The organism is Shinella sp. GW821-FHT10F02, from assembly GCF_058809275.1.
In genome coordinates this window covers 615,289-638,148 of the sequence record NZ_JBXASL010000003.1, presented here as the reverse complement: position 1 = coordinate 638,148, position 22,860 = coordinate 615,289, and the positions used below count along the sequence as shown (strand labels likewise).

Genomic DNA, 22,860 nt, shown 5'->3' with positions numbered 1-22,860 from the left:
GCAGGCGCCGTTCAGATCGACAGGATCTCGACGAGGTCGCCCTCCCCGATCTCGACCTCATCGGGATGAAGGATGATCATGACCTCGGCGAGCGCCAGCGTGCGAAGGCTGGCCGAGCCCTCATAGGGCAGCGGATCGACCATCGTGGGCCGGCCGGGCTCGGAGCGAAGCCGCCCCAGGAAAACCCGCGTTTCCCCCGGACGCTTGGAAAGCGGACGGGCGGCCGGAAGCAGCCAGGCCCGCCGCTCGGCCGGCCTTCCTTCGAGCCGGGCGATGATGGCGCGGCCCATCAGGGCGAAGCCGGCCGCCGCGGCGAGCGGGTTTCCGGGCAGGAGCAGCATCGGGCAATCGTCGATATCGCCGAAACCGATCGGCTTACCCGGCCGCATGGCCAGCTTCCAGAATTCGAGATAACCGCGGCGCGAGACGATCCGCGTCAGGTGATCGGCAAAACCGACGGAGGCGCCGCCGGAGGATATCAGCAGATCGTGATTGCCGGCGGCGTCGACGAGCCTTTTGAGGATCGTTTCCGGATCGTCGGCGGCAATGCCGAGATCCGTGACCTCGGCGCCCGCATCCTGGAGCATGCGCGACAGCATCGGCCTGTTCGTATCGTAGATCTGGCCGGCCTCCAGCGATCCGGGGCTCTGCACGAGTTCGTCTCCGGTTGAAAGCAGCGCCACCTTCGGCCGTGGTGCCACCAGAACAGACCGCAGGCCGAGGGCCGTCAGCAAGGCAAGCTGGCCGGGGCCGATGCGGGTGCCGGCCTCCAGTACGAGCGCACCGCGGGAAACGTCCTCGCCCACCCGGCGGATATGCGGCTTGGCGCCGGCTTGCGGGTTGAGAAAAACCGCGTCGCCGACGATCTCGGCCGCTTCCTGCACGACGACCCGGTCGGCGCCTGGCGGCAAGGGCGCGCCTGTCATGATGCGTGCCGCCTCGCCCGGCCGCAATTCGCGGACCGCCGTCCGGCCCGCGGTGATTGTCTGCGCGATCTTCAGGCTAGTAGGGCCGGTCGGCGGGATATCCTCGGATCGAATGGCAAAACCGTCCATCGCGGCATTGTCGAACCGCGGCAGGGAAACTGGCGCGGCGATATCTTCCGCCAGCACATGGCCGAGCGCCGCCGACAATGCCAGCCGCACCGGCGGCAACGGCGCCTCGACATAGCTGGTGATGAACGCCAGCGCGTCCCGAAGCGATGTGGGCGCCTGCTTTTTCATCGGCTCCTCTCCGCGATTCAGGCCTTCACGAATACCCAGGCGCGCCGGCCCGACTTCAGCAGGACCTCCACGCGCTTGTAATCCGACACCTCGTAGGCATCCGCAGCCGCCAGTTCCGGCGCGGTGATGCGAAATACCTTGCCCGGAACCTCGTCGCTTGGCCGGTCCGATGGCAGGACGAGCGGGTGAAAGCGCTGCCCGCTCTGGCTGATGACGTCGGGATCGGTGATCTCGATCATCTCGGTGCGATAGCCCGTCATCGCATCGTCCTCGCCGTCGAGCAGCCGGCCGAACGAGGACATCTGGACGCTTGCCAGTTGAAGCGTGCCATAGGAGAACAGCAGGATATCGGCGGGTTCGCTCATGCCGGGTCGTCACTCCTCTGCGGGTGTGGGGGCGTTGTATTGAATACGATATAGCGATGGCAATGCTTCGACAAACCGAATTCGACCCACAGCTTAGGCGGTCGCCCTGGTTTCCCAGCCGGAGACATTCAGAGCGGGTGATTTGCGCAGCGTGATCTTGACCGCCGATTTGCCGAAAAAATGATAACCCGAGCCGCCCTCGGCGATGACGGCGAGAAAGGCATCGGGATCGGTGACCTTGATGCCGCCGAGAATGTGGCAGCCCCGCTCGAAGAAGGCGTCGGGGATCATCGTAACGGTCGGACCGACGACGACGATGCGGGCCGACGGCTTTGCCAGGGCGATCAGTGAACCAAGGGTGTCGTTCGCCAGCGTCGTGCCGGTGATGATCAGCACGTCCGCCTCGGGAACCACGTCCGGCGCCCTTTCGGCTTCTTTGAAATAGGGCATCTCGTGTGGCTTGAGGGTGGACGGGTCCTTCTCCAGCACCCAGTGCCGTGCGCCGATCTTCCGCAGCTCGCGCAGGAACGGCACGAAAGCACCGACCACGACCACGGTCTCGTCCGCTCCGACCTCCGCGCCTGCGAAAGCGTCCAGCCCCTCGACGATCTCAAAACCCTGCGGCACGCGGTTCTCATTGACGATCTGCGCCAGCGCATTGAGCGTGGCGATGCCGACGCTGCGCCTGATTCCGACCTGTTCGACGGCCTCGTCGAGAAGATCTGCGGCGCGGCGGCCGCGCAGCTTGCCGGGAAACGGCATCGCCATCGCGGAACTGGGGCAGCAGACGGCCTCTGGCATGTCCTTGACCGGGGTGGCGCAAGCCCCCGCATGCCCGGTCGACAGCTTCACGCCGGTGAAGAACAGCCCGATGGCGACACGGTCGATGGTAATATCGTCGAGTACGGGGCCGAGGCTGCTACGCACGATCTCGACCGTTCTCCTGAGGATGGCATTCGCCATGCTGGCCTCCTGCATCGGACGGCCGCAAGTGAGGTCCGCCGTCGTCGTTATATCTCTGTATAACCAACGCAGTCGGATAGGAACAGGGTCCAGACCGCTCAGCGGCTCGCTGGTGCACGACCGTAAAGCAGCAGCATGAGGACGATCACCAGGCCGTAGATGATCTGGCGCCCCGCCTCCGGCATCTGCATGACCGAGAGGATCGATTGCAGCAGCGTGATGAGGATGACGCCGGCCACGGTGCCGAGATAGGTGCCTCGGCCGCCGAGGATCGAGGTTCCGCCCAAGACGACCGCGGCGATGGCCGGCAGCAGATAGACGTCGCCCATGGATTGCGCGGCTTTGGAGGCATAGCCGGCCAGCAACACGCCGCCGAAGGCCGAAAGGCCGCCCGAGACGGCAAAGGCGATCATGACGATGCGCCGGGTGTTGATGCCGGAGAGATAGGCGGCGCGCTCGCGGTTGCCGATGCCGTAGACGGCGCGGCCGAAGCCGGTACGGCCGAGCACGAAGACCATGGCCCCGCCGATCAGCGCCCAGATGAAGACGACGTTCGGGATGCCGGGGACGAGGCCGCCGGTGGCGAGGTAACGCATCGCCGCCGTGGCGGAATCCTGCGGCGAGAAGCCGCCCGTATAGACCACCATCACGCCCTGGGCGACGGCATTGGTGGCGAGCGTCACGATCATCGAGGGGATACGCAGATAGGCGACCCCGATGCCGTTGACGACGCCGATGGCGACGCCGCAGAGAATGCCGAACGGGATGGCGAGCGCCACGCCGAAGGGACCATAGGCGGCAGCCGCGCAGGCCATCATCGCGCCCGTCGCCACGGCCCAGGGAACGGAAAGGTCGATCTGCCCGAGCAGGATGACGAGCATCATGCCCGTGGCGATGACGCCGAGGAAGGACGCCACCTTCAACTGCTGCAACAGATAATCCGGCGACAGGAAGTTGCGGGAGTACAAGCTGCCCAGCACAAGAAGCAGGATGATGCAGCCGAAGGCCGTCAGGACCGCCGGATCGAAGCGGTGTATAAAGCCCGGCTTGCGCCCCGTTGCACGCGTCATTGCCGTCTCGCTCACAGGAACCACTCCAACCGATTGCGCACCCTAAACAGCGCGAAAGCCCCGAGGCTGACCGCCGCAAGCAGGATGAGACCCTGGAACAGCGGCTGCCAGAGCGGATCGAGATCGAACACGAACAGCAGGTCGCCGATCGTGCGGAACGCTAGCGCGCCGAAGACGGCGCCGATCGCGCTGCCCTTGCCGCCGAACAGCGACACACCGCCCAAAACCACGGCCGCAATCGAGAACAGCGTATAGGCGTTGCCGCTCGCATAGGCCGCGTCGCCGGTATAGGTGAAGAAGGTGAGGAATAGCCCGCCGATGGCCGCCACAAAGCCCGCGAGCGTATAGGCGAGGAACTTGCCGCGCCGGATCGGCATGCCGGACATGTAGGCCGCGGTTTCGGAAGAGCCGGCGGCATAGGCGGCGCGGCCATAGACCGACCGGCTGAACGGCACCCAGACCAGCACGACCACCGCCGCAAGCGCGACGAGGCTTGCCGGAACGCTGCCGAAGATCCGCCCCGTCAGGGCGTCTGCGAGGTCTTCGTTGACGGACCCGCCGGGGAACGGCCGCAGCAACAGCGCAATGCCGAAATAGACGGCACCTGTCGCGATCGTCGCCACGATGGGCTGGAGCCGGCCGTAGATGACGATCGCGCCGTTGATCGCCCCGCAGAGCGCGCCGACGGCCAACACGACGACCACGCCGAAGGCCGTCTCCAGCGGCGTGCCGACCACCAACCAGGAGGCCAGGCAATTGGTGAGCAGTAAGATCATGCCGATCGACAGGTCGATGCCGGCGGTAATGACCACCAGCGTCTGCGCCATGGCGATAAAGGCGAGGAGCACGCCCTTGTTGGCCGCGGTCTGCACGACATTGGCCGTAAAGCCCGCCGGGTGGTTCGCCGTATAGATCACGAACATCACCACGAAAATCGTGAGCGCCGTCAGCGTGCCGCGTTGCTCGGCCAGCCGGTATTGCCAGTCCTTCATGACGCGGCTCCCTCGTGCATGCTCTCGACGGAGCGGATGTTGAGCGCGCTGGCGATCAGGGCATGTTCGGTTATCTCCGCCCCAACGAGCTCCCGTTTCACGGCGCCGTCGTAGAGCACGAGGACGCGGTCGCAGCAGCCGATGAGTTCGGCATAGTCGGTCGAATAGAACAGGATCGCCGCGCCCTCGTCGGCCAGCCGGCGCAGGAGCTGGTAGATCTCCTGCTTGGTCCCGACGTCGATGCCGCGCGTCGGATCGTTGAGCAGGATGATGCGCGGCTGGCGCATCAGCCATTTCGCGATGACGACCTTCTGCTGGTTGCCGCCGGAAAGCGCGCCGACCGGCGCGTCGATGCTGCCGGCCTTGATGGCAAGCAGCGTCATCATGCGGTCGATGAAGTCCTGCTCCTTGGCGCTGTCGATGATGCCGCCGCTGGTCAAGCGGTCGAGAGAGGCGAAGGAAAGGTTGTCGCGCACCGTCATCGGCAGCATCAGGCCCTCGGTCTTGCGGTCCTCCGGAATAAGCGCCATGCCGATGCCCTGCGCGCGGGCCTGTGCCGGGCTGCCGATGCCGACCGGCTTGCCGTCCACATGCACCGTGCCGCGCAGCCCGCGCAGCACGCCGAACAGCGCCAGCAGAAGGTCGCGCTGCCCCTGCCCGTCCAGCCCGCCGAGGCCGAGGATTTCGCCGGCATGCAGGGAAAAGGAAATGTCCTGAAGACGGTCCGTCCAGGAAAGATTGCGCGCTTCCAGAACAGGCACCCCCTGCAGGGCGCGCTCCGGCTTCGGCGGATAGACGCTGTGATATTCGCGGCCGATCATCATTTCGATGACCTCCTCGTCGCTCTTCGAGCCCGCCGGATAGCTCGCGACCTTGCTGCCGTTGCGAAAGACCGTGCAGTCGTCGGCCAGCTCGGCGATCTCGTTCATGCGGTGCGAGATGTAGAGCAGCGCCAGCCCTTCCGCGCGCAGGCGCTTCAGCACCGCGAAGACCTTCGACACGTCGGCGGCCGTCAGCGCCGAGGTCGCCTCGTCGAGGATGAGGATGCGCGGCTTGCGCGCCAGCGCCTTGGCGATCTCCACCATCTGCCGGCGCGACAGCGGCAGGTCCTTGACCAGCGCGAGCGGATGGATGTCGGCAGCCCCGGCCCGCGCCAGCGCCTCTTCCGCCAGGCGCCGCTGCGCCTTGCGGTCGATCATGCCGAAGCGCGTCGGCGGATTGGAGATGATGATATTGTCGGCGACGCTGAGTTCCGGGATCAGCGACAGTTCCTGGAAGACGCAGACGATGCCGGCATCATTCGCGGCTGCCGGCGAGGCGAAATCCACCGCCCGGCCGTCGAGCATCATCTGCCCCTCGTCCGGCGCCACCACGCCCGCCATGATCTTGATCAGCGTCGATTTTCCCGCGCCGTTCTCGCCCAGGATGGCATGGATCGCCCCTGCCCTTACCGACAGGTCGGCCTTTTCAAGCGCCCGGACGCCGCCATAGCGTTTCGATATGCCTTCCATGCGAAAGAGCGGTGCGGCACTTTCCATTACTCTCCCCGAAAACCGTTTTGCCGAAGGGGGCATCGCGCGATTGCGCGATGCCCGATCTTGCCAAGGCCTACTGGTTTTCCTTGCTCTGCCCCATGATCTCCTGCGCGGTGAAATTGATGCCGCAGCTCGGGAAGGCATTGCCGACGAAGAAGTTGTCGGATTCCGCCGGGAAATAGTCCTGGCCGTCCTTGAAGTCCGGATCGGATGTGATGGCCAGCGGCAGCTTGACCTCCTGCGGCACGACCTGGCCTTCCAGTGCGGCGATCGCGGTCTTGATCGCAACCGCTACCTGCGCCGGGCCGGAGCCCGCCGAGGTGCATTTCAGCCCTTCGGCAGCGAACTTGGCGCAGAACTTGCGGAAACCGTTTTCCGTCTCGCCGCCAAAGGGCACGAAGGGATGCTTGGCATCGATCATCGCCTGCACGATGCCAGTATCGCCGCCCTGGCCGGTAATGCCATCGAACGGGCCGCTGGTCGCAATGGCGTCCGCCGTCACCTTCTGGGCGACGCCGTCATCCCACTTGCCCATGACCTCGGTGACGTCGAAGGTCTTGCCCGATGCCTTGAGCTTTTCATGGATGCCTTCATGCCGGTCGGTATCGACCGACGTGCCGGCGACGCCGCGCACCTCCAGCACCTTGCCGCCTTCCGGCAGGTGCTTGACCAGCCAGTCGCCCCACAGTTCGCCGAGACCCTTCTGGTCGACGTTGACGTTGATGGCGTCTTCGGTGTCCAGAATGTTGTCGAAGGCGACCAGCACGACGCCGGCTTCCTTCGCCCGCTTGATGACGGGCGCAAACGCGGTCGGGTTCTGGGCGTTGACGACGATGGCGTCGTAGCCGGAATCGATGAAGTTGTTGATCGCCGAGATCTGGGCGGGCACGTCCTCACCCGTCGAGACGACCTTGAACTCCTTCAGCTTGGCCGCGACATCGGATTGCGCGGCATAGGCCTTGGCGGTCTGCACCATCTGGATGCGCCAGGTGTTGGCGATGTAGCCGTTCGCCAAGGCTATGCGATAAGGCCCGTCCTTCTTCGGAAATTTGAGAAATTTGGTCTCCGCGGACCAGGGTGCAAAACACTCCGGCTCGGCGGACGGTCCCGTAACGATCTCGGGTTCGGCATAGGCCGCGGATCCGAGCATCAGGAATGCAGTAGCGGCAACGATGCCGCCAGCGAGTGACTTCACCATCGACATTTCCTCCCTTTTGGCGCGCGCCTTTTTCGGCCGTCGGTCCGAAGGCGGAAACAGCACGAATAGCACCGGCATCGGCACGCTGGATGCCCGGCTCAACCCTTGACGAAGCGTCCTGGTTCTCCTCCCGAAAACGCCGCTGTCCTTCATTTGGTTAGCGCTACCATGATAAATTGTAAAGGAATTTTTGTGGGTCGAAAAGCGTGGCGTATCGGCCATTATCAGTGAATATTCGCATTCAAATAGCGTAGGCGCAAAAAAGCTATTCACTTCCCATATGATAGCGCTATCATAAATCCATGAGGGGGAGATACCATGTCTGACGATTTCGAAATTCTGGACCGGCGCTTCGCCCGTCTGGTCAATCACAGCGCCCGGGTGGAGCAGCTTTACACCGGATGCCGCTGGGCCGAAGGCCCGGCCTACTTTGCCGCCGGGCGCTACGTCGTCTGGTCGGACATCCCCAACGACCGCATGCTGCGCTATGACGAGACCGACGGCCACGTCAGCGTCTTCCGCCAGCCGTCGAACTTCTCCAACGGCAACACCACGGACCGGCAGGGCCGGCTTTTGACCTGCGAGCACGGCGGGCGGCGCGTGAGCCGTACCGAGCATGACGGCAGCATCACCACGATCGCCGAGCGCTGGAACGGCAAGCGGTTGAATTCGCCCAACGACGTGGTCGTGCGCTCGGACGGCTCGATCTGGTTCACCGATCCCGCCTACGGCATCGAGACCGACTATGAAGGCCACAAGGCCGAAAGCGAGATCGGCGGCTGCCACGTCTACCGCGTCGACCCGGCGACCGGCGAGATCGCCGCGGTCATCACCGACATGGTGCGGCCGAACGGCCTTGCCTTCTCGCTCGATGAAAAACAGCTCTACGTCGTCGATACCGGCCGCACGCACGGCCCGGAAAACCCCGCGCATATGCGCGTCTTCGACGTCGACGCCGCCGGCACGGTTTCCGGCGGGCGCGTCTTTGCCGATTGCACCGTCGGCCTGTTCGACGGTTTCCGGCTGGATGACGAAGGCCGGATCTGGACCAGCGCCCGCGACGGCATCCATTGTTACGATCCCGACGGCACGCTGATCGGCAAGGTGCGGGTTCCCGAAATCACCGCCAACTGCGTCTTCGGCGGGCCCAAACGCAACATCCTCTACATCTGCGCGACGAGTTCGCTCTATGCGGTGCGGCTCATGGTCAACGGCGCAAAACTCTATTGAGGCGGGAGGCTCGCAATGCCATTTGTGCGCATCACCATCGTGCGCGAGACCCTCGCGGATGATCCTTCAGGCAAGAAAGCTGCGATCAGCAGCAAGGTCGCGGCGGCGATTGCCGAGGCAACCGGGCTTCCCGAGCGCGAGATCTCCATCGTCTTCGATGAGGTCGACGCCAGGAACTGGTATGTCGGCAGCACGGATGTCGAGACCATGCGTTTCCGAAGTTAGAGCCGTCAATGCGCAGCGGTTTTTTGTTCGGAATGGCGCAGAAACAAAGAGATAGAGCACTCTGCTAATCCTGTTTCACCGGGAGTGCTCTGGCAGGAGACGACGTGGCAGACGACATCATCTCCAAGGACCGGGGCCGCAGGGCGAGCCGGCGCGGCAGCGGCCGGCCGACCATCGCCGACGTCGCCAAGCTCGCCGGCGTCGCCGCGATCACGGTGTCGCGCGCGCTGCGCGATCCGTCGCTCGTCTCTGCCGAACTGCGCGCCCAGATCGACACCGCGGTCGTGCAGCTCGGATATGCGCCCGATCCCAATGCCCGCGCGCTCGCCTCCTCGCGCGCCGACGTGATCGGCGTCCTCGTGCCGTCGCTGACCAACATCGTCTTCGCCGATACGGTGCGCGGCATCTATGACGAGCTCGGCGAAAGCCCCCTGCAGATCCAGATGGGCAACACGCACTATTCTCCCCGGGAAGAGGAGCGCCTCGTCCGCATGTTCCTGAGCCAGCGGCCATCGGCGCTGATCGTGTCGGGCATCGACCAGACGCAGACCACGCGAAAGCTGCTGGAAACCGCCGGCTGCCCGGTCGTGCAGATCATGGAACATGGCGAGGATCCGGTCGATATGCTGATCGGCTTTTCCCATTTCGAGGGCGGCAAGATGGCGACCAACCATCTGCTGGAGGCTGGCTATCGCCGCATCGGCTTCATCGGCGCCCGCATGGACCCGCGCTCGCAGCGCCGCCTTGCCGGCTATCGCTGGGCGCTGGAGGAAGCGCAGCTCTTCGACCCCAGGCTGGTCACCACGACACTGACCCCGTCGAGCGTGTCGCTGGGCGGGCAGTTGCTGGCCGATGCGCTGGCCAAGGCCCACGACCTCGACGCCGTCTTCTGCAACAATGACGACCTGGCCATGGGCGTGCTGTTCGAATGCCAGCGGGCGGCGATCGCCGTGCCGCATCGCATGGGCATCTGCGGCTTCAACGACCTCGACATGATGCGCGTCGCCTATCCGCCGCTGACCAGCGTGCGCACGCCCCGCTACGAGATTGGCCGGCGCTCCGTGCAGATGGTGCTCGACCGCCTGGCAAACCGCCCGGTTTCCCCGTCGATCATCGACCTCGGCTTCGAGCTCCAGGTGCGCGAAAGCACGATGCGGTAGAATAGCCGCTCGCACGATCAGGCGAAGATGGCCGTTGCGCCGATGACGAACAGGATGGCGGATGCAACGACGATGATCACGACCTTCTTGCTCTTCGCCAAGGCGGCGGTGCAAAGCAGTGCATAATAGATCAGGTTCATGCTGGCCCAGATCGCGATGTCCGATAGTGGCCACGGCGTGGTGAATGCGGAGATCGCATTCGGGATTTGGGTTATCAGGTTGCTGGCCAGCACGCAGAAGACCACGACATGCCGGTGCTCCATGATGTGGTTGTCGAGCGTGTCCTTCTCCGTAGCCTTCGGAAAAACCTGGGTGGCGGCGAAATAGTAGAGCAACGCGACCAATGCGACGACATATGCCAACATATAGTTGACCTCGGCCAGCTCACGATAGGCCCAGGCATTCATCCAGAACGTGATCAAATCGAGGAGAAGAAGGATGCCGAAAAGGGGCGCGACGAAGCCCATTCCCCGGGTTTGGCGTTCGTCATAAGCGCGTGAAAAGCCGGACGCGACCTCGGCAACGGCGAGGCCGAGCAACAGGCCGTAAAAGCCGAACATGAAGGCGAATGCTTCGCTCACCGAATACTCCCGAGTAGGTCACAAGGCTTATAGCCGATCGATCGCGTCGACCTTTACAGGCGGGGAAATGCGTTGGAAAGTCCGTTTGGGGCCGCCAGGAAAGAGAGGGCGAGCCCCTTCAGGATAGATTTCTGATCCACGGCCGCAGATCGAAGCTCGATCCGCTGTCGAAACTCGACGGTGCAGTTCGTCCCTGTTTGCGGAACTCGGCGGGCGTCATTCCGAACCGGCGGCGGAAGACGCGGCTGAAATGGGACGGGTCGGTAAACCCGCAGGCGGCGGCGATGATGCCGATATGCCTAGTATCGTCCGCGTCTCCCAAAGCCTTGCGGGCATAGGCCAGACGGCGATCGAGGATGAAGCTGGTGATGCCCTGATAGGGTTCAAAAAGGCGATACAGCGTCGCGCGCGACAATGCCATGTCCGAGGCGAGCGTTTCTGCTCCCAGCTTTGTATCGCCGAGGCGATTTTCGATGATGCGGCGCGCGCGCTGGAACTGCGCGTCTTTGAAGGGCACCGGCGCCAGATCCCCCATTTCGTCCATCGGCTCAAGGGCTGCGTGGTAGAGCGCCAGCGTTGCATTGGCCACCGCGGCACCGATGGAGCGATGCATATCCGGCAGCCTGTCACGCAGGGACACAAGATGATCAACCATCAGCCCGCCGAGAATGGCGCCGCGTGGTCCCTGCGACATGTGCCCATGGGGTATGTCTCTCACCTTGAGCAGGTCGCGCGGGATCATGACCGTGATATTGTCCGACGCGACCGAAGCCGTGCGGGTTTCGCGCGCCATGTCGAGCGTCACGAGATCCCCGCGCCTCACCGTAATGGGACGATCGTCCAGCAGGCCGGTGTAGCCGCCCGCCGTGTAGACCTGAACCAGGGCATGATCGACGCCATCAGTCAGCGCCTTCTGGCGATCCCGCGTGAACAGGGTCGCATCGAAACTGCCGATGCCGATGAGAATGTCGCCGAGGTGATAGGTGTCGTACTTCGCCGCGAACTTGGCCGCCGGGTTCACAGGCGCGACATCGAACACAGGAGCGACCACCTGTTGCCATCCGGGAAAGGATTGCTGCGGATCCACTTCAGATGAATCGAAATGCTGGCGGAGCAGCAACGGTTCGTCCGTTTCAGTCATCTTGCAGTCCCGTATCCCCTACCCTAAAGCCTAGATGAGACAGCTATACCAGAGATGAGATCGTACGCTCATCACGAATGCGTCGGGCTGGGCTAAATACAGAGAATTCATTGACGATCTGGGATTCGGGAAACCACATGATGAAAACCTATGCGTTCTGGCGAACGGCGGTCAGTGTCTTGCCGTTCAGCCTGCTGGGCTTCATCACGAACGGCGCCTTTGCACAGAGCGCCTGGGAAACACAGGAATACAAGAACGGCTGGCAGCTGGACGCCGTCAATGCCGCTGACGCCTATGCACTCGGTTATACCGGACGTGGCGTCAATGTCGGCGTGCTCGATAGCGGCCTGGACACGCGGCACAAGGAATTCGACGGCCGGGTGCTGGACGGCTACGACTTCACCAACGACCAGAAAATCACCGGCAAGGCGAATTTCGATACCGACACCCATGGCACGCATGTCACCGGCATCATCGCCGCCGACCGGGACGGCGTCGGCATGCATGGCGTGGCGTTCGATGCGAAGATCACGCCGGCAATCGTAGACCAGAACACCAGGAACCAGGACGCCGTCTATGCCGGTTCGTGGCGCTTCCTGGCGGACCAGGGCGTATCCATCATCAACAACAGCCTTGGCATCAATGATTGCGCAGCGGTGAACACGCCGCCTTGCAACGTCACGGACTACAAGCCGGGCGAACTCGAAAGAAATTACGCAGACACCATCGCGGCCATGAAATATACGGCCGAAAAGGATATCCTGATGGTCTTCGCGACCGGCAACGAGGGGCAACCCTCGCCGGACGCACTGGGCGGAATGCCCTACTGGATTCCGGAACTGCGCGACAACTGGCTTGTCGTGGGCGCCGTCAATTCCGATGGCGAGCTTGCGGATTTCAGCAACCGATGCGGCGTCGCGGCCGAATGGTGCCTCGTCGCGCCTGGCGTGGATGTCTATTCGACCATGCCGCTCGGCACCGGTTGGGAGCTGGATCCCGACTATGCGCTGGAGGATGGCACGTCGATGGCGACACCCGTCGTTTCCGGCATCGCCGCCCTGGTCAAGGAGGCTTTTCCGTTCTTCAGCGCAAAGGATCTGCAGCAGACGCTGCTGACGACCGCGACCTATATGGGTGACCCGGAACTCTTCGGCTGGGGCATGGTCAACGCAGGGAAAGCGGTCAAGGGCTATGGCAGGTTCGTGTCCGACGTGGTCATCGATACGAAGGGATATGACGGCACGTTCGCAAACGATATCGACGGCGCGGGATCGCTCACGAAAACCGGTGACGGAATTCTGGCCCTGACCGGTAAGAACACCTACCTCGGCGGCACGCTCGTTCATGGCGGCACCCTGTCGGTCAACGGCACATTGAGTTCGCTGGTGGTCGTGGGTGTCGATGGAACACTGCGCGGTACGGGCACGATCGACGCGCCGCTAAGCGTTGCCGGCCTGCTGGCACCTGGCGATTCGCCGGGTACGCTGACGGTAAACGGTCCCGTGGGGCTACAGGAAACAGCCGTGTCCCGGTTCGACCTCGACGGCACGGGAACCGAAACGGGCGTCGGCAACTATTCCCGCCTCGTCACCACGGGCGACGCCGGCGTGATCGGCCTTGCAGGCAGGCTCGACCCGGTCCTGCGCGGAATTTCGGGCGATGCGACGAACACCTACGTGGCATCACTGGGCACACGCTTCAACATCATCCATTCGAGCGTCGGGATCATCGGCAGCTTTGACGCCTTCACGCAGCCCGGCACGGACGAACTGGCAAAGGGAACCCGCCTCGATATCCTCTACCAGACCACGGACGTTTCGCTGGCCGTGACGCCGCAGGCCTATGGCGATCTGGCATCGCACGGCCTCAGCACCACGCGCAACGCGAATGCCGTCGGCAGAGCGCTGGACGCGATCCGCCCCGACCCCGGCCCGCGCACAAACGCGCTGTTCGCAGGTCTTTACGGGACGGATGCAGACCGGCTCGCCAATGCGCTCGGCCAGCTCTCGGGTGAGGCGCACGCATCGGCAAACACATTGCATATCACCCATGCCAACGCGACGCAGGACGCGATAGCACAACGTATTCGCGTCGCCTTTGCAGCGGACGGACTCGATGATCGCGCGACGTTCTGGTCATCGGCCAACGGCGGTTGGGGCGCGGCAGATGGCGGGGACGCCGAAACATTCGACTGGGGAATGGCAAACATGCTGTACGGCCTGGATGCAGGCATTGGCGATATCGGCCGTTTTGGCCTTGCCGCCGGCTTGGGTCACAGCAACGGCGATGTCGGAAGCCAGAACGCCTCCGTCAAAGCCACCCATTACGACATCGTGACCTATGGTTCGACCGCGTTCGGGTCCTTCGACGCCAGCATTGGCGCGTCCTATACCTGGTCCGACGTGACGACCCAGCGCACGCCGGCATTCGGAGATTTTACCGAGACGCTGACGGCCTCCTACGACACCAGGACCGCGCAGGTTTTTGGCGAAATCGGTTACAGGGCAACGGTCGGAGAGTTTGATCTCAATCCCTTCGTTTCGGGTGCTTATCTGAGTGTAAAGGGGAGCAGCTTCAAGGAAAGCGGCGGTTCCGCAGCGCTCTCCGGAGCCGTCTCGTCGAGCGATATCGGCGTAACCCTCATCGGCACGCGCATCTCAACCGATTTCGAGGTCGACGCCGCCACGTTCTCGGCAAGCGCCCTGCTCGGCTGGCAACATCTTTATGGCGACGTGCAAGGCACGGCCGATGTTGGGTTCCCGGGTGCCACACCGTTCAAGGTTGTGGGTGCAGCCCTCGCGCGCGACGCCGCCCGTCTCGACCTCAATGTAGACTACATTCTGGACCCGAAAACGAAAGTGGGCCTCGGCTATCGCGGCGTGTTCGCGGACACATCGCATTTCTCATCGATCAAGGCTTATCTCAGCGTGGCATTCTAGCTTGCGTGCCCAGGGCCAGACACCCCGGGCACGATAGAGGTCAGAAGGACCGTGTCACCCGCACATAGCCGGACAAGACGCCGTCCATGCCGGCCACGTCGTCGTACTGGATTTCGGAACGGATCTCGAAATCGGTGACGGGCGTGAAGGCCACGGCAAGCTCGGCGCTCCAGCCGTCGATATTGGTGGCGGTGTCGCTGTTGGGGCGATAGAAGCCGCTGAAATACTGGGCCGCGATCGAGGCGCCGAAGGTCTCTGTTGCCTGATGGTAATAGGATGCGAGGATCGACCATTCGGCATTGCCGAGACCACCTGCAATATAGGTTGGTCCGCCTGTGCCGTAGGCATGATCGCCGTCCGCATAATAGCCGATAAGGCGGAACGAGGAGCCGTTCGAGCCTATATTGATGTGGCTTCCCGCCGACAGGCCGAAGCCGCGACGATCGGCACCGTAGCTGTCGTCATAGCCGGCCCGCAGCCAGAACGCGCCCCAATCCTGTTCGTAGCCGAGCAGGCCGACGGCGTCAGGCACACGTCCCTCGCCCGCTGAACCGTCATCCTCCAGCGATAGGGCGCCGAAGACGCCCGTCGCCTCGCCAAAATTATACTGGACGAGATCGCGCAGGTGGTAGCCGGTCCACATGCCGTTCCAGGAGTGCGAGCCGTAGCTCGACACTTCCTTGAAGGTTTCGGCCCAGGCGGATTCGGTATGGCCGACCCGGAACCCGCCCAGCCGGATATATCCCTGGTCGAGCACCGTCACGCCTTCGTAGCCAGATCCTGCATCCGTCTGGAGACGCGTATAGGTTCGAAGCGTGCCGAGCTCGGTTTCCGACCGCACATCGACGTTGATCTGCGCCCGGCTGGAACTGTTCCAGCGGCGCGCGAACCCGTTGTAGTTGCCGGCGTCCCCGAGGAATTTGTCGGCGCCACTGTCGTATGTGCCGGAGCCATCGTCGGTGGTCGAACCGGCCTGGAACCAGACATAACCCGAAACCTTCAGGCATGTCTGGGTGCCGGGAAGGTAGAAGAAGCCGGCACCGTACTCGTCGCAAACCCGCATATATTCAACGGGTTCCGCCTCGATCGTGCCGACTGCGTCGCCTCCCCACGCGTTGCTCACGGTCGCCAGAACGCCTGTCGTACCGATCAATAGTCCTTTCATGCTCATCCAAAGTCCCCCATTTTTGGAATTCCCCTCGTTGCAATCTGCTGCCCTTGGATGCCGGGCGGCCTATCCGGGCGGCATCAGTTCAACGGATCGTGTCCGGGCCGCTGCGACCGCATCGGCCAGAAGTTTTTTCAGCCGGTCGTCTTCGGTCAGGACTGCCAGCGCAGCGGCCGTGGTCCCGTTCGGGCTGGTGACCTGGCGGCGCAGTTCGCCGGGATCGGCTTGTGGTTCGGCGGCAAGGCAGGCGGCGCCGTAAACCGTCTGCCTGGCAAGCCGCATCGCGAGATCGGGCGGGAGGCCGAGATCCTTCCCGGCCGCCGCTAGGCACTCGATGAAATGGAACAGATAGGCCGGCCCGGAGCCTGACACCGCCGTGACGGCATCCATCAGACACTCGTCGTCGATCGCCTCGACCTTGCCGCCGGCAGAGAGCAGCCGGGCGACGAAGTCCTTGGATTTCGCGGAGACCCGGGCATTCGACGCCATCACCGTGATGCCCTTGCCGATTGCGGCAGGCATATTCGGCATGCAGCGAAGGATCGGCGCGGCACGCCCCAGCATGCTTTCGAGTGCGGCGAGCGGCACGCCGGCCGCGATGCTGAGGAACGTCGTTCCCCCTCCGGCAAAACCTTCATAGGAAGCAACCACCTCGCCGATCGATTGGGGCTTCACGGCAAGGACGATCAGTTCCGGATGGACGGCGTCGGCAATCTGGGCTGCACTCGGTACGGCGGCGACGCCGAGGTCTTCGGCATGCCGGCGCAGATCCGCAACCGGTTCGACGACCAGAACCTCGCGGGCATTCAGCATCCCCGACTTCAGCCAGCCCGACAGCATGGAAAACCCCATATTGCCGCAGCCGACCAGAATGACGTTCAGGCGCATGCGTCCTCCCATCCGCCCGCGTCGTGGACATGGCCGGTCGTTGAAATCTTCGTTTTTCGGGAGACGGCATCGGCAGGGGCCGATGCCGTCAGGACATGTCAGTCTTTAAATTCGGGCATGATGCCGCGCTCGCAGATCGTCTTGCCATCGAGCTGGATGGTGGGGCGCATCACGATGAAGTCCCAGTGCACGTCCGATACGACCGGCTCAAGCCCGGCGCCGTTCCACATCCGGGTCAGCAGGCTGCTGTCGCCGATGCCCATGGTGATGGTTCCGCGCAGCTTCTCGAATTCCGGGTGCTCGTTCAGGCGGGCCTTGGAATTGATGCCGAGGTTGAAATGCACGGGGCCAAAGCGGCCGGTATCGCCTTCGATGCCATCCAGCCAGCGGTTCAATCGTGACACCAGCAGGCGATCCTCGCCCCTGATGTCGACGATCTTGCCCTTCTCGAAGGTCAGGAAGACCGGGCTTTTCGGGAACTGATGCAGGTCCGAGTAGAGGAAGAAGCCATCGGCCGCCACAACGCCGTCCCCGCGGAATTTCGGCAGGACGATGCCGGGGGCGGCCGGCGGCAGGGCCGACCAGTCGAGGATCTTCGTCTGCGTGTCCGGATCCCACAGGAATTCGTGCGAGGCGATGCCCTTGAGGCCCTCGATGTTCATCGTGAAGTCCGTGCCCTCTTCGGAGGTCATCCGCACTTCGCTGGCGCTGGTGAACAGGCGCTCGATGGCGATCGCCTCCCTGCGCATCTGGTAGAGATCGACGTCGAGCATGGTTCGGATCAGCGATTCTTCGATATGGTGTCCGCCGGTTCCGTCACCGGGCGATATGATCTGCGCGCCCCGCTCGATCGCCTCCGCCATGAAGGACGCGTAGCCGACGGCGAGATCGACGATCAGGTCGGCCTCGCGGGAGGCGGCGACAACCATGGGGTTCCATTCGAAGCCGGGCTGGTCCGCCGGCGGCGGTGCCAGGAAATTCTCGGAGACCGAGACGACGGCCCCCATCGCCATCGCCATGCCCATGAACACCGTCACCACATGGCGGGGGGTGCGCGAGTCCGTTATGATCAATACCCTGGTGCCGGCCTGGAGGTTGCACATCTGGCGGTAGATCTTGTCGACGACGGCGATGAACTCCGGTTTCAGGCCGGTCGTGGTTTCAGGTACACTCAGCATGCATGCGCTCCATCAAGAATGCGGGAAGGAAAATTTGAGATGCGGTCCGTAGTCCGCCAATGGCATGGGCCCCTCGGCCGTGCCGCCGGCGGCATATGCGAGCCGGATCGCTTCTTGGTTGTCGGGATGGATGAAGCTTTGGATCGCCTCATCCGGGAAGGACGCTCGCACGCCGCCGAGCGCCAGTTGCACCGCCTGACCCGCCAGCCCGGCGGCATAGGCATGCGGCGTGAACCAGTAGACGAACTCGCGGCAGGGCCAGCCGAACGGCTCCCATAGCCCGACGCATCCCTGCGGCCTGCCGCTCTGCACGTCCTCCACGGCATAGACACCGAACCCGTTCAGGCTCCAGTGACCGATGAGGCTGGCGAGATGGCGCCAAGCCTTCTGCCTGTCGAGCACGCCGCCATAGAAACGCGCCGTGTCTTCGTTGCCGACAAAGCCTGCGTAGAATTCGAAGTCGGCCGCCTTCCATTGCCGCAGCAGAACCGCGTCGCGCTTGAGTTCGATGGGAAAGGTGCCGGTCATGCCGAGTGCTCGGAACGGGCGTGGCTGCCGGGAGCGCGGTAGCCGCGCAGTCTTGCCGAAAGCATGTAGATGCTGAGCAGCACCATGCTGATGGCAAGCAGGCCCAGCGTCGCGTTGATGGCAGCGGCGAAGGAATCGTCCCCCACCGTGTAGCCGAGCAGCAGCGGCCCCAGGGTAAAGCCCACCATCACCGCGATATTGCCGGAGACGACAGCCTTGGCCGGCTGGTAGATCCGGGCGAGCAGGATGAAATAGAACGGCGTCACGAACGTCGTCATGATGTTGATGAGCGAGATCGCCGAGACATAGACAGGCAGGCTTTGCGAAAAGTGCAGCATGACGACGCTCCCCGCCATCAGCAGGGTGCCGAGCACGATACCGCTGAACGGCCTGAGCTTAGTGGCCAGGACCGTCGCCAAAGCGACGCCGATCAGGGCAATGCCCGTGCCAAGGCCCACGACATTGGCGGCCGTCTGCGCATCGTGTCCCGAGACGACGCCGATCCGCTCGAAATAGAGCCACAGCCCGGAATTGGCGATGTATTGCAGGAGGAGTGCCACGACCACGACAAGCAGCGCCGGCAGGGACTGCCGCCCCGTCGCGGGGCTCTTTTCACCGGCTTCGACATGGCCGTTGGCATGCCGGGGAAAGTAGAAATAGGTGACCAGAGCAGCGGCGGCCAGCAGGCCCATGAGCCTGAACGAGGCATCGAATCCCCAATGGGCGAAGACGCTCGGCAGGAGAGGCTGCAGCACCGCGCCCGTGATATAGGCCGAGCCGTAGAAGACGGGAACAAGCCGGTTCGCATGCTTCTGCCCCGGAATGACGGCGGCGGAGATGACGTAGGTGATGCCGCTGCTGAAGCCGCAGACGAAGCGCAGCATCTCCAGCCATGTCGCATCATGCATGACGGTGGGCGTCAGGAAATTTCCCGCCGCGTAAACGGCAAGCGCGATGTAAGTGATCTTTCGAAGGTCGACCGTCGGTCGGTGGACGAAAAACAGGCCGGTGATCGTGGCGAGCGTCGCTCCGGAATATTCCGCCGACATGACCTGCCCGATCAGGGCGTCGCTCAGCCCAAGGTACTCGCTGAAACCGCCCCAAAAAATGGGCGATGCCGCGGTAAAGAGGTTGCCGAATATCGCGACGGCAAGGATCGCGCTCCATAATCCCCACGGGTTTGCGCCAGCGTCCTGCGCCGACGGCAATCCCCCTGTCGAGGTTTCGTTCTTCTGCATTCGTTTCCTCCCCCTATCCTTATCAATAGTCTTTTTCGGCGTGCACGATTTCGCCCTCTTTCATGACGAGCGCGATCCGGCTTCCTTTCCCCCAGAACAGGGACAGGTCCTCCAGCGGATTGCCGTCCACCACGATCAGGTCGGCGATCGCCCCTGCCCGGATGCAGCCGAGCTCGCCCTTTCGCTGGACGAGTTCGGCATTCACCGCGGTCGCCGAATGCAGCACTTCGAAAGGCGTGTTCACCTCGCCCCGCAGCCGGAATTCATGGGACTGGAAGTCATGCATCAGCCCGAAAAGATCGGTGCCGAAGCCAAGCTTCACGCCGGCCGCCCGGCAATGTTCGATCGCTTCCATGCCGTTTCGAAGCAGCGTCCTGAGCCCGCCCATTTCCGTGGCCGAGCTTTCGAGTTCGGACACATTGCCTTCGAGGTCGTCATAGGTGATGAGCGTCGGGACCACGAAGGCCTCCGCTTCCGCGATGAGCCGGGCCGTCTCGGCATCGATAAGGTTGCCGTGCTCAATGGAGCGCACGCCGCATTTCACCGCGCGCTCGATCGTATCGGCGCCATAGGCATGCGCCATGACATAACCGCGCCAGCGCGCCGCCTCGGCCACGACCGCCCGGATTTCCTCCTCGGTATACTGGGACATCCAGACGGGATCGGACGGAGAGGACAGGCCGCCCGACGCCATGATCTTGATGTGATGCGCGCCGCGGCGCATGATGTCCCGCGAGGCCTTTCGGACGGCCTCCACGCCGTCGGCCACCTGAACGAGGCTTCCGCGCGCGGCAATGCATCGACATCCACCCTCCAGATGCTGGGGCCGCACATCGCCGTGGCCGCCGGTCTGGCTCAGCGCCTTGTCGCCGAAGAACAGGCGCGGCGCGGCGAACTGGCGCTCCTCGATGGCGCGCCAGAGGCCATAGTCCGCGCCGGCCGCATCGCGCACGCTGGTAAAGCCGCGGCGCAGCGACGCCTTCAGCATGTTGCGCGCCCGATGCGCCAGATAAGTCAGCGGAAGCTGCTCGATCTCGGCGAAACTGCCGACGCCCGCATAGGCGTGATAGTGCGCGTCGATGAGCCCGGGCATCAGCATGCGGCCCTTCAGGTCGATCTCCCGGTCCGGCCTGACAGGCCAGGGCTCCTTCGAAAAATGTACGATGCGCCCTTGCGCTGTGCCGACGATGTGGTCCGCGATCGGCGCGGGGCTGTGGCCATCAAAGACGAGGCCGTTCTTGAAGCAGATGTTCATGGTCGAGTATCTCGCGACACCGCTTGAAGCGATGGTCTGTTGCAGGCATGGATGCGCGAGCGCGCCCGGCCGGCACGTTGCGTTCGAAACTGCGTTATTGGATGAGTGGTTGGCCTAGAGCCGGGCGGCTATCAGCGGATCCTGCTCTTTCGCCAGCATATAGTCGCGCGCGATCTTCCGCATTCTGTCCGCGCCAAAACTGCCGCAATGGCCGGGATGTACGATCTGGACAGGCAATTCCATGATCCTCGCCATCGTGGCCTGGTAAGAAACGGGATCCGAATCCGGCAAATCGTCCAGCAAGATGTCGTCGTAGATCGCATCGCCGCTGAAGAAGACGCCGTTCTTCTCGTCAAGCAGGCCGATCGAGCCGGGCGAATGCCCCGGCAGGTGCAACACGCGAAACTGGCGATCGCCCGTCTCCACGATGTCGCCCTCGGAAAGCTGCCAGGTCAGCGGCGCTGGACGCGGCCTGTAGCGTTCGACCGACCAGCCCGGCTCGGGCGCTTCCGACACCGGCTCTTCGCGCTGGCGGTAGAGGTCGGCATAGGTATAGCGGTCCTCCATGCATTCGAACGCGTGGGCTTCCACCTTCGGCCCCGCGCGGTCGGCAAATTCATGAAGGGAGCCGACATGGTCGGCATGCGCATGGGTGGCGATCGCCAGCACGGGTTTGCCGGGCGTCAGGTCGAGGCGAGCGGTCAGGTTCGCAAGGCCCATGCCGGTGTCGATGACCAGATCCCGGTCCCTGCCCTTCAGATGCCAGATATTGGCGCGGAAGAAATCGTCGACATAGGGCTCGATCAGCATCGTCAGATCGGACGCGACCTGCGATTTCGTGAACCAGTCATGTCTCTTGTCCAACACATATTCCTCCACAAACCCCTGCCGCCCCGTTCGGCAATCGCACTATGTCTCGGGACCGTGACCGTGTCAGTTGATTAATAATCACCTGACTTGGGAGGAATCATCATCTTGGAGCGGCGGGCGGCTAGGAGATTTTCATCTCCCGCTTATGGCGGCTGATTTCCGCGAGCAGCCATTCCCGAAACAGCCGGGCACCGAGCTTGCGCCGCCCGGCGCCCGGCTTCTGCCTCAGGTAATAGCCGGTGGCGATATGCTGGCGCCACGGGAAGGGGGTCGTCAGGAGCCCCCTCGCCAGGAGGTCCTGCGACGTGATCGTATCGGCGAGCGCCACCCCACCACCGTTCACCGCCTCGCGGATCACCAGAGTCGGATCGTGGAAGATGGCACCGCTTCTTGCGTTGATGTCGGTCAGCCCCTCGTGGGAAAACCACTCTTCCCACCAGGTCGTGGTGCTCTCGTGCAGAAGCCGATACTGCGCCAGATCCGCCGGTGTGTTGAGCGGCGGTCCCTTGGCCAGGAGCGACGGCGCGCAGACCGGCGCAATATGGACGGGTAGCAGCAATTCGAGCGACGGCTCGACGGGGTCTTCATCCCCGACCACGATGGAAAAATCGGCGCGCGGATTTTCGCCGGCAGCCTCGGTCGAAACGTCGAACTCGACATCGGGATGCAGCCGACGAAAATCCGACAGGCGATCGGCCAGCCACAAGCTCATGAAGGCCGGCTCGCTCGACAGCGTCACACGCTGCCCCTTGCCCTGCCGCACGATGCTTTCGACGGCCGTTTCCTCCGTGGCGGTTTCGATCACCCGGAACGCTTCGGAGAGGCGCCTCGCATAATAGGCGCCCCTTGGGCTCAGCGTGACTTCGCGGAACCCCCGCACGAACAATTGCGTGCCCAGGGCGTCTTCCAGCGAACGGATATGACGGCTGACCGCCGAGGGCGTCAGCCCCAGTTCCTCCGCGGCATCCTTCAAGCTCCCCAGCCGGGCAGCCGTCTCGAAGACGCGAATGGCATTGAGTGAGGGTAAGATCATCAACGAATACAATCGATCAGATGAGTTTTCGTCAAGTGAAGGGATTGTTACCGGTGATCTTTTCGCTTTCGGCTTTTGGG

21 protein-coding genes are annotated in these 22,860 nt (G+C 63.5%); 4 read left to right on the top strand and 17 right to left on the bottom strand.

All coding sequences use genetic code 11. From position 1 onward, the window contains the following. Positions 1-11: 11 nt before the first annotated feature. The 7 genes from AC1RWL_RS12825 to AC1RWL_RS12795 form a co-directional block, all read right to left on the bottom strand. Positions 12-1,223: a molybdopterin molybdotransferase MoeA gene (locus AC1RWL_RS12825; protein ID WP_493094522.1), complete on the bottom strand. Its 1,212-nt coding sequence runs from the start codon at positions 1,221-1,223 to the stop codon at positions 12-14. A gap of 17 nt (positions 1,224-1,240) precedes the next feature. After that, positions 1,241-1,588, bottom strand: coding sequence for a gamma-glutamylcyclotransferase family protein (locus AC1RWL_RS12820; RefSeq protein WP_493094523.1), 348 nt, complete (start codon positions 1,586-1,588; stop codon positions 1,241-1,243). A gap of 93 nt (positions 1,589-1,681) precedes the next feature. Further along, positions 1,682-2,551 carry a Rossmann-like domain-containing protein gene (locus AC1RWL_RS12815; RefSeq protein ID WP_493094524.1) on the bottom strand — a complete coding sequence of 290 codons (870 nt, stop codon included), beginning with the start codon at positions 2,549-2,551 and terminating at the stop codon, positions 1,682-1,684. Between the two features lie 98 nt (positions 2,552-2,649). Continuing rightward, positions 2,650-3,621, bottom strand: a complete 972-nt coding sequence (locus AC1RWL_RS12810) for an ABC transporter permease (protein WP_493094525.1) — start codon at positions 3,619-3,621, stop codon at positions 2,650-2,652. Between the two features lie 11 nt (positions 3,622-3,632). After that, the gene (locus AC1RWL_RS12805; protein ID WP_493094526.1) at positions 3,633-4,613 is read right to left on the bottom strand and encodes an ABC transporter permease; all 981 of its coding nucleotides are present in this window, start codon (positions 4,611-4,613) and stop codon (positions 3,633-3,635) included. After that, positions 4,610-6,151: a sugar ABC transporter ATP-binding protein gene (locus tag AC1RWL_RS12800; protein WP_493094527.1), complete on the bottom strand. Its 1,542-nt coding sequence runs from the start codon at positions 6,149-6,151 to the stop codon at positions 4,610-4,612. Before AC1RWL_RS12800 ends, AC1RWL_RS12805 begins: the two co-directional genes overlap by 4 nt. 70 nt (positions 6,152-6,221) lie before the next feature. Next, positions 6,222-7,346: a sugar ABC transporter substrate-binding protein gene (locus AC1RWL_RS12795; protein ID WP_256115957.1), complete on the bottom strand. Its 1,125-nt coding sequence runs from the start codon at positions 7,344-7,346 to the stop codon at positions 6,222-6,224. Between the two features lie 318 nt (positions 7,347-7,664). On the opposite strand from AC1RWL_RS12795, the gene AC1RWL_RS12790 reads away from it, so the two are divergent. The 3 genes from AC1RWL_RS12790 (at position 7,665) to gntR (ending at position 9,961) form a co-directional block, all read left to right on the top strand. Continuing rightward, positions 7,665-8,576: an SMP-30/gluconolactonase/LRE family protein gene (locus AC1RWL_RS12790; protein ID WP_493094528.1), complete on the top strand. Its 912-nt coding sequence runs from the start codon at positions 7,665-7,667 to the stop codon at positions 8,574-8,576. A gap of 15 nt (positions 8,577-8,591) precedes the next feature. After that, complete coding sequence (locus AC1RWL_RS12785) at positions 8,592-8,801, top strand: tautomerase family protein (RefSeq protein ID WP_493094529.1); 210 nt, start codon at positions 8,592-8,594, stop codon at positions 8,799-8,801. Between the two features lie 104 nt (positions 8,802-8,905). Further along, positions 8,906-9,961 (top strand): HTH-type transcriptional regulator GntR, encoded by a 1,056-nt coding sequence (gene gntR, locus AC1RWL_RS12780; RefSeq protein ID WP_493094530.1) that lies wholly within the window; start codon positions 8,906-8,908, stop codon positions 9,959-9,961. A 17-nt stretch (positions 9,962-9,978) separates the two neighbouring features. Here the strand turns inward: gntR and AC1RWL_RS12775 are convergent, their stop codons facing one another. Next, positions 9,979-10,521 carry a hypothetical protein gene (locus AC1RWL_RS12775; RefSeq protein ID WP_493094531.1) on the bottom strand — a complete coding sequence of 181 codons (543 nt, stop codon included), beginning with the start codon at positions 10,519-10,521 and terminating at the stop codon, positions 9,979-9,981. Positions 10,522-10,660: 139 nt separating this feature from the next. Then, a complete protein-coding gene (locus tag AC1RWL_RS12770) occupies positions 10,661-11,683 on the bottom strand; it encodes a helix-turn-helix domain-containing protein (protein ID WP_493094532.1) in 1,023 nt (340 codons plus the stop codon). Positions 11,684-11,820: 137 nt separating this feature from the next. Here AC1RWL_RS12770 and AC1RWL_RS12765 point away from each other — a divergent pair, with 137 nt between their 5' ends. Beyond that, positions 11,821-14,622: a S8 family serine peptidase gene (locus AC1RWL_RS12765; RefSeq protein ID WP_493094533.1), complete on the top strand. Its 2,802-nt coding sequence runs from the start codon at positions 11,821-11,823 to the stop codon at positions 14,620-14,622. 40 nt (positions 14,623-14,662) lie between these two features. Here the strand turns inward: AC1RWL_RS12765 and AC1RWL_RS12760 are convergent, their stop codons facing one another. From AC1RWL_RS12760 to AC1RWL_RS12725, 8 genes are all read right to left on the bottom strand, one after another. Next, positions 14,663-15,787 carry a porin gene (locus tag AC1RWL_RS12760; protein ID WP_493158364.1) on the bottom strand — a complete coding sequence of 375 codons (1,125 nt, stop codon included), beginning with the start codon at positions 15,785-15,787 and terminating at the stop codon, positions 14,663-14,665. 69 nt (positions 15,788-15,856) lie between these two features. Beyond that, entirely contained in the window at positions 15,857-16,678 is an 822-nt protein-coding gene (proC, locus tag AC1RWL_RS12755; protein WP_493094535.1) for a pyrroline-5-carboxylate reductase, read from the bottom strand. Positions 16,679-16,776: 98 nt separating this feature from the next. Then, a complete protein-coding gene (locus AC1RWL_RS12750) occupies positions 16,777-17,856 on the bottom strand; it encodes a 2,5-dihydroxypyridine 5,6-dioxygenase NicX family protein (protein ID WP_493094536.1) in 1,080 nt (359 codons plus the stop codon). 12 nt (positions 17,857-17,868) lie between these two features. Further along, a complete protein-coding gene (locus AC1RWL_RS12745; RefSeq protein WP_493094537.1) occupies positions 17,869-18,384 on the bottom strand; it encodes a GNAT family N-acetyltransferase in 516 nt (171 codons plus the stop codon). Beyond that, the gene (locus AC1RWL_RS12740) at positions 18,381-19,622 is read right to left on the bottom strand and encodes an MFS transporter (RefSeq protein ID WP_493094538.1); all 1,242 of its coding nucleotides are present in this window, start codon (positions 19,620-19,622) and stop codon (positions 18,381-18,383) included. The genes AC1RWL_RS12745 and AC1RWL_RS12740 overlap by 4 nt, the downstream gene beginning before the upstream one ends. 22 nt (positions 19,623-19,644) lie before the next feature. Beyond that, entirely contained in the window at positions 19,645-20,877 is a 1,233-nt protein-coding gene (locus tag AC1RWL_RS12735) for a metal-dependent hydrolase family protein (RefSeq protein ID WP_493094539.1), read from the bottom strand. Between the two features lie 114 nt (positions 20,878-20,991). Beyond that, positions 20,992-21,741, bottom strand: a complete 750-nt coding sequence (locus AC1RWL_RS12730; protein WP_493094540.1) for an MBL fold metallo-hydrolase — start codon at positions 21,739-21,741, stop codon at positions 20,992-20,994. 127 nt (positions 21,742-21,868) lie between these two features. Next, positions 21,869-22,780, bottom strand: coding sequence for a LysR substrate-binding domain-containing protein (locus AC1RWL_RS12725; RefSeq protein ID WP_493094541.1), 912 nt, complete (start codon positions 22,778-22,780; stop codon positions 21,869-21,871). Between the last annotated feature and the right edge of the window lie 80 nt (positions 22,781-22,860).

Excerpts from the sequence above, each read along its gene's own strand:
- AC1RWL_RS12725 (WP_493094541.1), bottom strand. The coding sequence starts at position 22,780 with ATGATCTTACCCTCACTCAATGCCATTCGCGTCTTCGAGACGGCTGCC.
- AC1RWL_RS12790 (WP_493094528.1), top strand. The coding sequence starts at position 7,665 with ATGTCTGACGATTTCGAAATTCTGGACCGGCGCTTCGCCCGTCTGGTC.
- AC1RWL_RS12735 (WP_493094539.1), bottom strand. The coding sequence starts at position 20,877 with ATGAACATCTGCTTCAAGAACGGCCTCGTCTTTGATGGCCACAGCCCC.
- proC (WP_493094535.1), bottom strand. The coding sequence starts at position 16,678 with ATGCGCCTGAACGTCATTCTGGTCGGCTGCGGCAATATGGGGTTTTCC.
- AC1RWL_RS12800 (WP_493094527.1), bottom strand. The coding sequence starts at position 6,151 with ATGGAAAGTGCCGCACCGCTCTTTCGCATGGAAGGCATATCGAAACGC.
- AC1RWL_RS12740 (WP_493094538.1), bottom strand. The coding sequence starts at position 19,622 with ATGCAGAAGAACGAAACCTCGACAGGGGGATTGCCGTCGGCGCAGGAC.
- AC1RWL_RS12785 (WP_493094529.1), top strand. The coding sequence starts at position 8,592 with ATGCCATTTGTGCGCATCACCATCGTGCGCGAGACCCTCGCGGATGAT.
- AC1RWL_RS12770 (WP_493094532.1), bottom strand. The coding sequence starts at position 11,683 with ATGACTGAAACGGACGAACCGTTGCTGCTCCGCCAGCATTTCGATTCA.
- AC1RWL_RS12820 (WP_493094523.1), bottom strand. The coding sequence starts at position 1,588 with ATGAGCGAACCCGCCGATATCCTGCTGTTCTCCTATGGCACGCTTCAA.
- AC1RWL_RS12760 (WP_493158364.1), bottom strand. The coding sequence starts at position 15,787 with ATGAAAGGACTATTGATCGGTACGACAGGCGTTCTGGCGACCGTGAGC.
- AC1RWL_RS12825 (WP_493094522.1), bottom strand. The coding sequence starts at position 1,223 with ATGAAAAAGCAGGCGCCCACATCGCTTCGGGACGCGCTGGCGTTCATC.
- AC1RWL_RS12750 (WP_493094536.1), bottom strand. The coding sequence starts at position 17,856 with ATGCTGAGTGTACCTGAAACCACGACCGGCCTGAAACCGGAGTTCATC.
- AC1RWL_RS12810 (WP_493094525.1), bottom strand. The coding sequence starts at position 3,621 with ATGACGCGTGCAACGGGGCGCAAGCCGGGCTTTATACACCGCTTCGAT.
- AC1RWL_RS12765 (WP_493094533.1), top strand. The coding sequence starts at position 11,821 with ATGATGAAAACCTATGCGTTCTGGCGAACGGCGGTCAGTGTCTTGCCG.
- AC1RWL_RS12805 (WP_493094526.1), bottom strand. The coding sequence starts at position 4,613 with ATGAAGGACTGGCAATACCGGCTGGCCGAGCAACGCGGCACGCTGACG.
- AC1RWL_RS12775 (WP_493094531.1), bottom strand. The coding sequence starts at position 10,521 with ATGTTCGGCTTTTACGGCCTGTTGCTCGGCCTCGCCGTTGCCGAGGTC.
- AC1RWL_RS12745 (WP_493094537.1), bottom strand. The coding sequence starts at position 18,384 with ATGACCGGCACCTTTCCCATCGAACTCAAGCGCGACGCGGTTCTGCTG.
- AC1RWL_RS12795 (WP_256115957.1), bottom strand. The coding sequence starts at position 7,346 with ATGGTGAAGTCACTCGCTGGCGGCATCGTTGCCGCTACTGCATTCCTG.
- AC1RWL_RS12815 (WP_493094524.1), bottom strand. The coding sequence starts at position 2,551 with ATGGCGAATGCCATCCTCAGGAGAACGGTCGAGATCGTGCGTAGCAGC.